Source organism: Pleomorphomonas sp. JP5, from assembly GCF_023721815.1.
In the GTDB taxonomy this organism is placed as follows: Bacteria; Pseudomonadota; Alphaproteobacteria; order Rhizobiales; family Pleomorphomonadaceae; genus Pleomorphomonas.
In genome coordinates this window covers 713787-726268 of the sequence record NZ_JAMDLI010000008.1, presented here as the reverse complement: position 1 = coordinate 726268, position 12482 = coordinate 713787, and the positions used below count along the sequence as shown (strand labels likewise).

General features: G+C 63.5%; 12 protein-coding genes. 4 read left to right on the top strand and 8 right to left on the bottom strand.

All coding sequences use genetic code 11. The features are described from left to right. Positions 1 to 25 precede the first annotated feature (25 nt). Entirely contained in the window at positions 26 to 1591 is a 1566-nt protein-coding gene (locus M4J40_RS14640; protein ID WP_251754936.1) for an ABC transporter substrate-binding protein, read from the bottom strand. Positions 1592 to 1788: 197 nt separating this feature from the next. Further along, positions 1789 to 4146 carry a LuxR C-terminal-related transcriptional regulator gene (locus M4J40_RS14635; RefSeq protein ID WP_251754934.1) on the bottom strand — a complete coding sequence of 786 codons (2358 nt, stop codon included), beginning with the start codon at positions 4144 to 4146 and terminating at the stop codon, positions 1789 to 1791. A gap of 371 nt (positions 4147 to 4517) precedes the next feature. Here M4J40_RS14635 and M4J40_RS14630 point away from each other — a divergent pair, with 371 nt between their 5' ends. From M4J40_RS14630 to M4J40_RS14615, 4 genes are read left to right on the top strand one after another with little or no spacing between them, the layout of a single operon-like run. Next, a complete protein-coding gene (locus tag M4J40_RS14630) occupies positions 4518 to 5327 on the top strand; it encodes a UDP-2,3-diacylglucosamine diphosphatase (protein WP_251754933.1) in 810 nt (269 codons plus the stop codon). Continuing rightward, positions 5324 to 6466 (top strand): ceramide glucosyltransferase, encoded by a 1143-nt coding sequence (locus tag M4J40_RS14625; protein ID WP_251754931.1) that lies wholly within the window; start codon positions 5324 to 5326, stop codon positions 6464 to 6466. Before M4J40_RS14630 ends, M4J40_RS14625 begins: the two co-directional genes overlap by 4 nt. After that, on the top strand, positions 6459 to 7037 hold the full coding sequence (locus M4J40_RS14620; protein ID WP_251754930.1) for a DedA family protein: 579 nt from the start codon (positions 6459 to 6461) through the stop codon (positions 7035 to 7037). Before M4J40_RS14625 ends, M4J40_RS14620 begins: the two co-directional genes overlap by 8 nt. Further along, positions 7034 to 7717: a glycosyltransferase family 2 protein gene (locus M4J40_RS14615; protein WP_251754928.1), complete on the top strand. Its 684-nt coding sequence runs from the start codon at positions 7034 to 7036 to the stop codon at positions 7715 to 7717. The genes M4J40_RS14620 and M4J40_RS14615 overlap by 4 nt, the downstream gene beginning before the upstream one ends. A 31-nt stretch (positions 7718 to 7748) precedes the next feature. Here M4J40_RS14615 and M4J40_RS14610 read toward each other — a convergent pair whose 3' ends face one another. From M4J40_RS14610 to M4J40_RS14585, 6 genes are all read right to left on the bottom strand, one after another. Beyond that, a complete protein-coding gene (locus tag M4J40_RS14610) occupies positions 7749 to 8342 on the bottom strand; it encodes a nucleoside 2-deoxyribosyltransferase (protein ID WP_251754927.1) in 594 nt (197 codons plus the stop codon). Then, positions 8339 to 8920, bottom strand: a complete 582-nt coding sequence (locus tag M4J40_RS14605; RefSeq protein ID WP_251754925.1) for an AAA family ATPase — start codon at positions 8918 to 8920, stop codon at positions 8339 to 8341. Before M4J40_RS14605 ends, M4J40_RS14610 begins: the two co-directional genes overlap by 4 nt. Before the next feature lie 106 nt (positions 8921 to 9026). Continuing rightward, positions 9027 to 9785: an ABC transporter permease gene (locus M4J40_RS14600; RefSeq protein WP_251754924.1), complete on the bottom strand. Its 759-nt coding sequence runs from the start codon at positions 9783 to 9785 to the stop codon at positions 9027 to 9029. Continuing rightward, positions 9782 to 10534: an ABC transporter permease gene (locus M4J40_RS14595; protein ID WP_251754922.1), complete on the bottom strand. Its 753-nt coding sequence runs from the start codon at positions 10532 to 10534 to the stop codon at positions 9782 to 9784. The genes M4J40_RS14600 and M4J40_RS14595 overlap by 4 nt, the downstream gene beginning before the upstream one ends. Then, positions 10531 to 11310 carry an ABC transporter ATP-binding protein gene (locus M4J40_RS14590; RefSeq protein WP_251754920.1) on the bottom strand — a complete coding sequence of 260 codons (780 nt, stop codon included), beginning with the start codon at positions 11308 to 11310 and terminating at the stop codon, positions 10531 to 10533. Before M4J40_RS14590 ends, M4J40_RS14595 begins: the two co-directional genes overlap by 4 nt. Before the next feature lie 73 nt (positions 11311 to 11383). Beyond that, positions 11384 to 12418 (bottom strand): ABC transporter substrate-binding protein, encoded by a 1035-nt coding sequence (locus M4J40_RS14585; protein WP_251754918.1) that lies wholly within the window; start codon positions 12416 to 12418, stop codon positions 11384 to 11386. Positions 12419 to 12482: the final 64 nt, after the last annotated feature.

Below are 12482 nucleotides of genomic sequence, written 5' to 3'. Positions count from 1 at the left end.
AACGCCCGCCGGTTACCCGGTTGGCCTACTGGCAGGTCCAGCTATACTTGGTGAAGTCGTAGTCGAAGGACTGCATCGGCACTGCCTTGAACCCGTCGAGGCACTTGTCCATGGCGTGCTGAACCGTCTGGGTCTGCAGGAAGACGTCGGCCTGCAGATCGACCAGCTTGTGCTGGAGCGTCTTGTAGAGCGTCGCCTGTTCCGCCTTGTCGGTGGTGGCGCGCGCGTCGTCGATCAGCTTGTCCACTTCCGGGTCCTGCAGCCATTCCATGGACGCCCAGGTGCCGGAGGACTTGGAATGATACTGGGTGAAGAACATCGAGTCCGGCGACGGGTAGGTCGGCGAGAAGAAGATCTGGTTGACCGCCGGAGTCGTCTCGACCTTGCTCGCGAGCTCGGTGATGCGGTTCCAGGGATCGGCCTGCTGCTTCACGACAAACCCGATTTGTTCGAGATTGGCCTGCATCAGCAGGCTGATTTCTTCCTCGAACTTGGTGCCGGCGACATAACCGAGCGTGATCGGGATATTTTGCCCGGCATACTTGGACTTGGCGATCTCAGCTTTGGCGGCTTCTAGGTCGTACTGGGGAGCCGGAAGATCGCTGGCGTAGAAATCGGCGAAGTTCTTCGGCAGCGGGCCATTGAGTTCGCCACCCGGCACGATGACTTCCCGGATGGTGGCGTAATCGGTCGCAAGCGCGATGGCCTTGCGGATGTGCACGTCGTCGGTCGGCGCCACCTGGGAGTTGAGCTTGAGGTAGAAGGCGGTGGGCGTGTCCTCGGCGACGATCTTGAAGCGCCCCATGGCTTCGAGAGCCTTGTAGGTCTCGGGCGACTGGTATTGCGAGGACATGGTCAGCTCGCCCGACGCCGCGAGCGAGCGCACGGTGGCTTCGTCGTTGGTGATGATCCAGCGCACTTCGTCGATCGGGCCGGAACCGAAACCCTTGTAGTAGTCGGGATTGCGATCGATGGTCATCTGCGAGCCGCGGTCCCAGCTCGTCAGCGTGTAGGCGCCGGCGCCGGCGACATGGGTGGCAAGATAGGTCTGGCCGTCATCGCCGCCGAGGTTCGCCTCGACGATCTTGGAGTTGACGACCATGATCGCCGGCACCGTCGACAGGAACGGCGCGAAGGTCTTCGACAGTGTGAACTTGACCGTGAGATCATCGACGGCGGTTACCGCACCCGGTTTCAGCACGTCGGCGAACAGGTTTGCTGGCCCTTGATTGATCCGCAGCAGGCGTTCGACGGAATAGACGACATCGGCGGCGGTAACCGGCGTTCCGTCGGAGAACTTGGCGTCGGAACGGAGCTTGAAGGTGACCTCCTTGGTGTCGGGGGAAACCGTCCAGCTCTCGGCGAGCTCGGGAACGAGGTTGCCGGCCGGGTCGACGTTGACGAGGCCGTCGTAGAGATTCACCGCCGCCATGTAGTCGGTGTAGTCGGAGATCTTGGCCGGATCGATCGAACCGAAGATCTGCACGGTGTTCATGGTGACGACGGTTTTTGCCTGGGTTGCGCCGACGGTCAGCGCAGAGGCTGCCGCGGCAACGAAAAGTGCGGAAATAAGGCGAGACTTGCGGTTCATGGACTGGGACCCCTCTTGCTGGTTTTGGGCCGCCGCTGGTTGCCGGACAGGGCAAGTTGGTCCCGTCCTTGATCGCGGTCGTTTCGGACGTTTCTCGTCTCTTGTCTTGTGACGATGTTGCGAAAGCCGAGAACGGTTCTCAAGTGACCTGACGGATAGGTTTTGCGCAAAAAGGTATAGGTCTTGGCTTCGATCCCCTAGCCGACGAGCCCAAGGGCTCGGGCGGCGGCGATCGCTTCCTTGCGTCGGCGGCAGCCGAGCTTGCGGTAGACGTTGCCGAGGTGGAACTTCACCGTGGGCTCCGAGATTTGCAGCATCTTGGCGACGAACTTGTTGGAAGCACCTTCGGTGACCATGATCAGCACCTTGGTTTCCTGGCGCGACAGGCCGTTGCGCGACCCGAGCCCCGAGTTGCCGAGGCCGAAGTCTCGCAGACGGCGCAACACCTGTCGTGCCTCGCTCACCGTCGACAGGAAGTCGGCGATGCGGCGGTTGGCGAGCAGGTCAGCAAGGAACACCAGTTCCTCCGACAAGGAGCCGACGCAGCCGTTGCGCGCCGCCGTTTCGAAGGTCGTCTGCAGTTGGGCGCGCGCCCGCGTAAGGTCGCGTTGCCGCTTGAGGACATAGGCGCTCCAGATCTGGACGCCGATCCGCTGGCGCGCAGTGAGCGCGAGGTTGGCTTCGATGGCGGCGAGGCACTCGATCAGGTCGGCTCGTGTCGGCGTCTCGAACACCATGTGCCGTAGCCAACAGAGCGCGACGGCAATCTCGTCACGGTCGCCGAGGCGAGCGAGCAGACGGGCATTCGAGGCGACGGCCTGCGTCACCGGCGTCGGCAGCTGGGCGAGGCGGTCGGCAGCTTCGCGCCACCGGTTGCCGTTCTGCATCACCATCACCTCCCGGCTGTCGATCATCATCTGGAACTGGCGATTCTGAACCTGATACACGCGCCAGCGGTCAAGGAATGATCGGGCGGCGATGGTCGAATAGCGCCGCGACAGGGCCTGGCTGCCGTATTGGAGCGCGAACTCGATGAGGGTTGGCCAGATCTCGCCATGCGAGAACAGCTCGAGATCCTGATTGAGAAACAGGATCAGCGCCTCGTCATTGCCTTCCTCGTAGCCAACGCATCCCTTGAGAAGCTTGAGAAGGAGCCCGTCATGCGGACTGTCGAAGCCGAGACTGGAGATGTCGCGCTCGGCTTCGGCCACCCACTGACCGGCGGCGGTCGCATCGCCCGCCATCAGACGCATGATGGCCAGATGCAGCGAGATGTAGAAGGCCAGCAGGCTGGCGCCGGCAACGCGATAGTGGCGCAGCGCTCGCTCGGCAACGTCGTCAGCTTCGGCAAACCGTCGCGAGCGAAGATAAAACTCGAGGATCGCGTTGTAGATGCTGCCTCTCAGCAGGTGAGCCTCGATCGGCAGGTCGGCTAGAATGGCAAACGCGAGGTGCAGGAGTTCGTCGGTGAGAGGGATGTCCTCGTAGATCAGCATGACGAGCCGAAAGCTGCGGAACTCCACGGAGTAGCGCCTGCGATCTCCGAGGACCCGAGCCGGGTCGAGTGTCTCGCCGCCGAAGCGGTCGGCCAGCAAACGCCGGGCGAGGGAAACCTCGCCATGCTTCAGCGCCTGCAAGGCTCGACAGAACGCAACCGTATCGCTTTGGCGACTTGCTTCATCGGGAAAGCCGGCCAGGACGGCGTCAAAGGCTTCCGTGCCGTGAAAGTAGAGGAAATACCAGCTGTGCTCCGCCTCCAGCAGGCGCTCGGCAGCCTCGAACTCGCCCGCCTTCTGCATGTCGAGGATGGTATCGGTGACGGATCCCAGGTTCACGCTCGCGGCGGCTAGGTCCGTTCGAAGCTTAGGGTCGGCGATGCGGTGGTTCTGTTCTGCTGCAAGAGCGTTGGCGAGTGGGGTGGCAAGGGAGGTGCCGCCGATTGTCCAGGCGCCAGACGCGTCGAGACGGGCGAGCGGCAATGGCGGAGCACCGGTCGCCATCTTTCGCCCGGCAAGCATCATGGTGAGGCGGACAAGCGTCTCGGCCGGCTGGTCGGCCAGGATCTCATCGCCGATGAAGCGCTCAAGAACCGCCGGCTCGATGGCGCGGACACCGGCCTTGTCGACCAGAAGCGGCCACCCCCCGGTCGTAGTGGCGATCTCCAACCCCTTCACCTTGCCGAACGCGGCTGCGAGCTCATCGGGTTCGTAGAGCAACGCTGCGTCGGGCAACACGTAAACCGCGCCAAAGGCGGCCAGACGGTCGAGGCCGGGCAGCCGGGTTTCCGGGCGCTTGGCGAGGACCAGCTTTCCGATTCCGGCGACGTCGGCCAGTCGCTCGATGCTCGAACCGGACGGAACGTCCCAAAGACCAAGGCGACCAGTTGCCTCGGGTGGGCGGGGCCCATGCGAGACCGACACATTTCTTGCCGCAGCGAGATCGGCGAGCAGGCGAGACTTCCCCATGCCGGCCGCCGCTTCAATTAGGATGAGAGGCTCGTCGCGCGCTTCGATCAGATCAAGCAGACGCCGGGTCCTGATTTCGAAGATATCCAAGCCGGCGCTCCCATCTCATTCAGGGCCGCAGAAAAGATCATGTTCGCTCGAAGGGCAAGGGACCGTTCCCGTCGAACGATCACATCCATTTCATCGAAAGAAGGAGCCGTATCGGGCCGGTGCCGCAATGTCACCGTATTGTAACAATCCTATGCTCGGGCAGAAACCGGCTGCTGAGAACAACATCGTGAGTATACGACGGCGAAGTTGTATTCTCTCGAGCAACGCGAATATTTCTGTGAGTTTAGCGGAGGTCCGATACGTCGATTGTCGATTTCGACGGAACCGTCATCATCCTGCAAAGTTTCTTGGGCGGGTAATCAGTCGATCTTCTGTCCATGGAGAAGATTCAGGAACTGAAGGAGAGTGTCTTGTCCGAACCCGCCCCGAAGAAGGCGCCAGTCCGCCGCCATCGCAGCCTTTTTCTCTCCGACCTGCATCTTGGCGCGATTGGCGCCCGCGCCGATCTGGTTCTTCGCTTCCTTGAGCAGAACCGGGCCGATACCTACATGCTTGTCGGCGACATCCTCGATGCCGGCGTTCCGTTCTCGCTGGGACGTGCCGCGGCCTGCGACGCGGTGGTCGAGCATCTTCGCCGTCGGCATTCGGAAGGAGCCAAGCTCATTTATCTCATCGGAAATCATGATCCGGAGCCGTCCCTCGTCCCGAGTGGACGACGCTTACCGGTCGAAGCTCGCGATGAGGTTGTTCATGTCGCGGCCGACGGGCGGCGCTATCTGGTGGTTCACGGCCATCACCAGGATCGCGCCTTCATCCGTAGCCATCTTCTGACGCGGATCGGCACTTATCTCGAAGGTTTCGCTCGCTTGCTCTGCGCAGTCGCCATGCCGCGCGAAGAACATCGTTCGCCCACCTGGGGTGGAAAGATCGACAGCGCCTTCGCTGCGGTGAACGCCGCCCTTCATCTTGGGCGAGGGCATGAGCGTCGCTTGGTCGATCTCGCGCGCCAACGCGACGTCGATGGCGTGATCTGCGGCCACTACCACATGGCCGGTCTGCACGACCGATATGGGCTCCTCTATGCCAACTGTGGCGACTGGGTTACAAGTATGACTTGTCTTTCCGAGGACTACAATGGCCGCCTGCATCTGATCGACGGCCGGGCCATGTCGACGTTCGGTGCTGGCCTCCTCACTGAAGCCCAGGTGGCCCACGCATGACAGAAGCCCTGATCGTTCTTGCCGCAGCCTTGCTTGCCGCCCATATCCTCACCGTGTGCCTCTATCTCTTTCGGCTGCGCCGACGGTTGCCGCAAGAAGGTACGATCGGCGTGCCCAGGGTGACGCTGCTGCGCCCGGTTTGTGGCCGGGAGGCATTCGATCGGGAAACACTCGCAAGCTCGTTCGAGCAGGATTATCCCGATTATGAAGTGATCTTCTGTGCTCCCTCTGATGACGATCCGTCCGTGCCGCTGCTTCGCGAGTTGATCGCCGAGTATCCAAACCGGCCAGCCCGCCTCTTCACAGACGAACATCGGGTCACCCACAATCCAAAGCTCAACAATCTGTGGTCTGGCTGGCAGGCGGCCGACACCGATTGGGTCTGCATGGCCGACAGCAACCTGCGTCTTCCGCCCGATTATCTTGGCGCTGTCGTCGCGTCCTGGGACGAGGAGACCGGCCTCGTCTCTTCGCCACCGGTGGGCGAACGTCCCGAAGGCCTGGCGGGCTCGCTGGAATGCGCCTTTCTCAACGGCAATCAGGCGCGCTTGCAGCTCGCTTCCGACAGCCTCGGCAACGGTTTTGCTCAAGGCAAGACGTTGTTCTGGAATCGCAAGATGCTGAACGACGCCGGTGGGCTTGAAGCTCTCGGCCGTTATCTCGCAGAGGATGTCAACGCGACCAAACTGGTACGCGGGGCTGGCCTCAAGGTGCGGCTGACGCCGCTGCCGTTTGCCCAGCCGATCGGTCGGCGCCGGTTCCGAGACGTGTGGAACCGCCAGCTCCGTTGGAGCCGCGTCCGCCGCGACGGTTTCCCGCTTCTGTTTGCCGCCGAGCCGTTCAATGGACCGATGGTGCAGTTCATCCTGGTGGCGGTCGCTGCCTACGGGCTCGACATGTCGGCCGTGCTGCTGCCGGCGGTCGCGGTCATCTGGTATGGCGCCGAGTTCATACTGATGCGATGCGCAGGATGGCCATCGTCCTGGCGAGACGTTCTGGCCTTGCCGCTCAGGGATATTCTTTTGCCGGCCCTTTGGTTGGCAACCTTCATGAAACGCGACATCGAATGGCGCGGCAACGCCATTTCGCCACACGACTCCGACGAGCCCATGGCGCCGGCCCTGGTGGATCATGATTGAGCATGGCGAGCTCATCTCGATGCTGTCGAGCTACGGCCTGTGGGTACTGACGCCACTGGCCGTGATCGAGGGGCCGATCGTAACGGTCATCGCCGGCTATCTGGCAAGTCTGTCGATCCTCAGTCCATGGCAGATCGTTCCATGTGTCGTGATCGCCGACATCGTGGGCGACAGCCTGCTGTATCTCGTTGGCCGTCTGGCGCTTGGTGGTCTCAGCCCGGCCTGGCGCGATCGGCTTGGCCTGTCGCGTCGGCGGCTTTTCTATCTGATGCGTGGCTTCCGGCGCAAAGGCACCCGTATTCTCGTGGCGGCCAAGCTGACTCACGCCGCCGGTTTCGCCGCCCTGACGGCCGCCGGCGCGGCCCGCATGCCCTTCGTGGAGTTTCTTGTCGCCAACACGCTGGCGAGCATACCGAAAAGCCTGTTCTTCCTGGTTCTCGGCTACCTGTTCGGTAGCGCCTATGGAACCATTGCCAAGTGGCTGTCGGGCGAGGCGGCTCTGGTCTTGCTGGCTCTGGGGCTAGGCTTGTTCACCGTGGTCTACCTTCAACGCAGACGGGTTCGCCGATGACCGGTCCGAGATTCACGTGCCTTGTTCCGGCGTTCAACGAGGCGGAGCGTTTGCCTGGTGTGCTCGCCGCCGTGGTCGGTCATCCGAGTGTCGACAGGGTCGTTGTAATCGACGACGGTTCGACCGACGGTACCGGTGAGGTTGCCTTGCGTCACGGCGCCGAGTTGCTGCGCACTCCCTGCAACGGCGGCAAGACGCACGCGCTACGCCTGGGTCTGGAGACCGTCAGCACAAGTCATGTCGTGCTGATCGATGCCGACCTTGTCGGGCTGACGCCGGGCGTCGTCAGTTCGCTGATCGCGCCGGTCGCTGCGGGGGCTGCATACGCCTCGGTATCCTTGCGCGGCAACGCGCCCTGGGTCTGGCGGCGCATCGGCATCGACTACATTTCCGGCGAGCGCGTTCTGCCAACGGCGCTGATCGCCGATCGGCTGGAGGCGCTGGACCGTCTGCGTCGCTTCGGCTTCGAGGTGTTCCTCAACGAGCTTCTCGTCGAAGAGGGGCGGCCGATCCGTATCGTGCGATGGCCGGAGGTTGCGAGCCCGGCGAAGTCGGACAAGCGCGGCCTGTGGCGAGGGCTGCTCGCCGACGCCGGCATGCTCGTCGATATCGCCGGCACCATAGGCGTCACCGGCTTTGTCGGACAGATCCGCCAGTTGCGTCGACTGGCGGGGGCGTGACGGCGACAAGCCGCCGCCACGACCGGTTTCATCAGGCGGGGACAGCCAGCCCGAAGCGTACCGCCGCCGCGCGGAGACAATCCTCGAAGGCGGCGAGATCGGACCAGAGTCGGTCCGGCTGGACCTGCCGCCGTACCAGGATGCCGCCGAGGGTCTCGATGCCGCCGTCGATCATCAGGTTGTCCGCCATCCCGTGATCTTCAACCATCATGCCGTCGGGGCCGCGCGTTGCACCGTCGACTGCCTTGGCGATGGCTCCTTGGTAATAATCGTCCTTCAGCCGTTCGAAATAGGGGCGCACGGTGTTGGTATAACCATAGGCCGCCCGGCCGAGAGCGCACATGAAGCCGAGCTCGAAGGCCGTGCCGATGTCGGCCGAAATCCCCCTGAACGGCGTCAGGTTGGCAATGATCAGGTCCGACGCCCGCATGGCCTTCTCATTGGCAAGACTGATGCGGTGGCCGAACTCGAACAGCGACAGCCCGGTCGGATCGAGCTCGTCCTCGGCGATGCCGTTGGGCAGGAAGCCATAGGCGAGAGCGAGATCGTTCTTGGCGGAGATGATCGCCGCGCCGTCGGCGAGGAACACCTCGGGTCCGGCAAGATAGGCGCGCGGCCGGTTCATGTCAGCCTCCCGTCGGAGAGCGCCTTCATGATCCAGTCCTTGTACTTCTGCTCCTTGTCCTTGATCTCGGGAACAACCTTCGAAGCCTCCGACATGAAGAACAGGTAGTCGCGGCCCATCTCCTGGCCGCGTCGGGTATGCATGTCGAGCGCCACGTCGGGGATCTCTGGCAGGTTGTCGCCAAGTTCGATCGAGCGCTTGGCCCAGTTGACCATGTCGTCGGAGGTGCGGTCCTTCTCGCTCTTGGTCAGGACGCGGATGGCGTGGGCGGCGAACAGGAAGCGGTCGCCGGCCGGGCGCGGATAGCGCTTGTGCTGCTGGTAGAGCGTCTCGATGAGGACGGGGGCGTTGGGATTTCCGAGACCGATATCCTCCACCGCCATCACGCACAGGCGCGACCACATCATCTCCTCCATTTCCGGGCTGGTGATGAACATCTCCCAGCCGAGGAGCAGAACGTTGTCGGTCATGCCGCGTCGCGTGCACTTCTGCAGGGCGGAGATGACCTCGTCGGCGAAGAAGCCGTGCTCGGTGGTGGTGCGCTGCCATGGATCGGGGGGCTGTTGAACCTTGACCATCTTGTTATCCTTTCACTGTCTTGATGCGGGTGGTCAAACCGCCCGCGGTTCGATCCAGCGCCCGTTGTGTCAAAGCGGTGTCCGGATGATCTTTTGTCGCGCTGGCTCAGGTCCAGCGGCGGAGAACGCGACGCTCGGCAGCCAGCGCCAAGCCGAAACAGGCCACCGACGTTATGGTGGCGATCAATGAGGTGGCGAGAGCTCGCTCGGTGTCGAACTCGCCAGCGGCCTTGCGGAACATGTAGCCGAGGCCGTCGGTGCCCATGAGAAACTCGGCGACGACGGCTGCGAGCACGGCCTCCGGCGCGGTCAGGCGAAAGGCCAGCATCAGGTTTGGCACCGCCGACGGCAGCACCAGACGCGTGAACTTTTGCAGCTTCGAGCCCCCGAATACCCGGAACAAGTCGTCGCTGCCCGGCGGCAAGGCCCTGAGACCGGCGCCGACGTAAACGAAGGCGGGGAAGAAGCAGATCAGCGAGACGATGGCAACGACCGTTCGAAGATCATAACCGAGGAGGCGGGCGATGATGGGGATCAGCGTCACCACCGGAATCGAGGTGAAGATCAGGCCGAGCGGGGTCAGCAGGCCATTCAGGATTCGCGACGACCAACTGAGTATCGCCAGACCGGCGCCCAGTGCAAAGCCGAACAGCAGGCCGGCGAGGGCGACGACGAACGTAAGGGCGGCGGGTTGGGCGTAGCTCAGCGGATCGCTTGCGAAGTCCGCCGCGACGGCCAGTGGGCCGGGGAGCACGATCGACGACAGTCCAGCCGCCGAAACCCAGATCTGCCAGCCGGCGACGACCAGCGCCACGGCCCAGTATCGTCTCAGCAGGTGAGAGATGGAGGCTGCTGTGGCGGTCATCGCATGCGCTCCTGCACCAGGCGCTCCGCAAGGCTGAACAGGGCGAACAACGTGAGCGAGGCGATGGCGGTGATCAGCACGGCGCTCCAGAGGAGCGGAATCTGGAAGTTTTGCATGGCCGAGACGATCAAGAGGCCGAGACCTCGCGAGGCGCCGAACCACTCGCCGATGATGGCGCCGATGAAGGCGATCGGCACAGAGAGCTTCATGGCCGACGCAATGGCTGGAAAAGCCGATGGCAAATCGAGCCTCAGGGTGACCGAAAGCCGGCTTGCGCCCAGCACGGCGAACAGGTCGCGATGCGAGGCGCTCGCCGTTGCGAGCCCCGAGGTGGCGGCGACGTAGAAGATGTAGCCGACGCCCAGGCCTGAAATGACGGGCGGTGTCGCATCGGCGCTCGCCAGCACGATCAGCAAGGGCGCCAGCGCGATCGATGGGATAGCGTGGATGACCGCCACCAGCCGGTCGAGACCGGGGCGGACCGGCGCTACCAGGTGACTGACAAGCGCCAGGGCAAGCCCGCCAAAGGCGCCGCAAAGATAGCCGATGGCCACCGAGGTGAAGCTTGCGGCGGCGGCTCGGCCGAACAGCGGCAACTTGGCCGGCGTCGTCAGGAAGGCAAGCACGGTCGACAAGGGCGGCCACGTCAGGCCGGCAAGGTGATAGGTGCCGATCACTTCCCAGGCGACTAGAAACAGCGATATGCCGATCAAACCCAGTACGAAGGACTGGCTGCGAGCGGAGATCATGCGTGCGCGCCCTCCGGCTCCAAGGCTTCCGTCAGCCGATCCACCATGTCGTGGAACGTCGGTTCGCGCATCACGGCGGGGGCGCGTGGCCGGGGGAAGGGTGCCGGCAGATCGAGAATGACCCGCCCTGGACGCCCGCTCATCACCACCACGCGGTCGGCGAGGAACAGCGCCTCATCGACGGAATGGGTGACCAGCAGCGTCGTGATGCGGTGGCGGCTCCAGATGCGTTGCAGTTCGACGTTCATCTGACGACGTGTGACGGCGTCGAGGGCGCCGAACGGCTCGTCGAGCAGCAGTACTTCAGGCTCCAGCACGAGCGCGCGGGCAATGGATGCCCTTTGCCGCATGCCGCCCGACAGTTGCTTGGGGCGAGCCTTCTCGAAGCCGGCGAGGCCGACGAGAGCGATCAGATCCTTGACGCGCTGGCCGTCCACCGGCCGCCCGGCCAGGTGAAAGGGCAGGGAAACGTTGGCTTCGATGTCGAGCCAGGGCAGTAGGGCGTGGTCCTGAAAGGCGACGCCGAGCCTATGGCTGTGACAGAGTTCGGCCGGCGCCCGACCTTCGATGGTGACGCGACCGGCCGTCGCCTCTTCCAGCGCGGCCACAAGGCGAAGGATCGTGCTTTTGCCGCAGCCCGATGGGCCGAGCAAGGCGACGAACTCGCCTGGGGCGATCGTCAGGTCGATGTCGGTCAGTGCTGTCAGCTCGCGACCATCGGCGAGGTGGAAGGTTTTGCTGACGCGATCGACGCGGATGGCGGGCGTGTCTGACATGGCTGCCTGTTCTGCGAACGACTGTCGTCGGCCCATGGGATTGGCCGACGAAGGCGGTGTTGAGGATCTGTCTTCAGGTGGCGGCCAGCGCCTCTTCGAGCGGGCCGAGATCGATGAGATCCTTGGCAGGAGGCACGTCCTTGTGGCCCGAAAGGCGGGCAACTTCCGCCATCGGTCCGTCGACCAGAGCCGGGTCGAACCAGAACAGCTTGTCCGAGCCGGCGGCGGTGGTCAGCGGTATCTGCAGCTCGTTCTGGCGGATCTGCTGGTCGATATCGAGACCGAGGTCGGCGCCGAACTTGTTCACCGTCAGTTCGGCGGCCACCTTCGGATCGATGGCGTTCTCCTTCCAGCCCTTGATGTAGGCCTTGAAGTAGTTGACGAGGGCGGCGCGGTTCTCCTTGACGAAGGACTTGTGGGCGACCAGCACGCCGCCCGGCGCCTTGTAGCCGAGCGTATCCTGCAATGTGACGAAGAAGTCCTTGCCTTCGACGAGCCCCATCTTCTCAAGGGTGATGGGCTGGTTGGTGGCAAAACAGAAATAGGCGTCGCCGTCGCCGGCAAGCAGCGGCTCCGGCGAGAAGCCGGTTGGGACCATGGTGTATTCGAGCGGCAGCCCGGCGGTGCGGAGGATGATCTCGACCACTGTCTTGTTGCCGGGCCCCTGGCCGAGAATACGGGCGCCCACCAGATCCTTGGGCTCGCGTACCGGCTTCTTGGCGAGTGACAGCAGGGCGGCCGGGCTGGTCGGGAAGGCCGAAGCCAGGATGACGAGATCGTTGTTCTTCTGGTAGGCGTCCATGAAGGGCAGCCAGTCGCTGGCGGCCAGTTGGGCCTTGCCCGATTCCAGTACGACCAACGGATCGGGTGCGTTCGGCCCGCCCGGGCTGTAGCTGAAATCGACCCCCTCGGCGGCGAAGTATCCCTTTTCCAACGCGATCCACACGCCGGCATGCTCGACATTGGGCACCCAGCCCATGGCGAGCTTGACCGGTGTGGCGGCAAACGCCAGCGAGGCAGGTAGCATGGTGGCAAAGCCGGCGGCCGCCGAGGCGCGCAGGAGCTGGCGGCGGCTCAACATCGGGGAGAAAACGGGATCGACAGGCATCGAGGAGGCGTCCTTTCCAATCTGACGGGCTGGCGGTCGATGTTCGATTGTAGTTATTGTTACA

What these genes read in the sequence shown, in the direction of transcription:
- M4J40_RS14640 (WP_251754936.1), bottom strand. Translation starts at nt 1,591, where the DNA reads ATGAACCGCAAGTCTCGCCTTATTTCCGCACTTTTCGTTGCCGCGGCA.
- M4J40_RS14625 (WP_251754931.1), top strand. Translation starts at nt 5,324, where the DNA reads ATGACAGAAGCCCTGATCGTTCTTGCCGCAGCCTTGCTTGCCGCCCAT.
- M4J40_RS14620 (WP_251754930.1), top strand. Translation starts at nt 6,459, where the DNA reads ATGATTGAGCATGGCGAGCTCATCTCGATGCTGTCGAGCTACGGCCTG.
- M4J40_RS14615 (WP_251754928.1), top strand. Translation starts at nt 7,034, where the DNA reads ATGACCGGTCCGAGATTCACGTGCCTTGTTCCGGCGTTCAACGAGGCG.
- M4J40_RS14610 (WP_251754927.1), bottom strand. Translation starts at nt 8,342, where the DNA reads ATGAACCGGCCGCGCGCCTATCTTGCCGGACCCGAGGTGTTCCTCGCC.
- M4J40_RS14605 (WP_251754925.1), bottom strand. Translation starts at nt 8,920, where the DNA reads ATGGTCAAGGTTCAACAGCCCCCCGATCCATGGCAGCGCACCACCACC.
- M4J40_RS14600 (WP_251754924.1), bottom strand. Translation starts at nt 9,785, where the DNA reads ATGACCGCCACAGCAGCCTCCATCTCTCACCTGCTGAGACGATACTGG.
- M4J40_RS14595 (WP_251754922.1), bottom strand. Translation starts at nt 10,534, where the DNA reads ATGATCTCCGCTCGCAGCCAGTCCTTCGTACTGGGTTTGATCGGCATA.
- M4J40_RS14590 (WP_251754920.1), bottom strand. Translation starts at nt 11,310, where the DNA reads ATGTCAGACACGCCCGCCATCCGCGTCGATCGCGTCAGCAAAACCTTC.
- M4J40_RS14585 (WP_251754918.1), bottom strand. Translation starts at nt 12,418, where the DNA reads ATGCCTGTCGATCCCGTTTTCTCCCCGATGTTGAGCCGCCGCCAGCTC.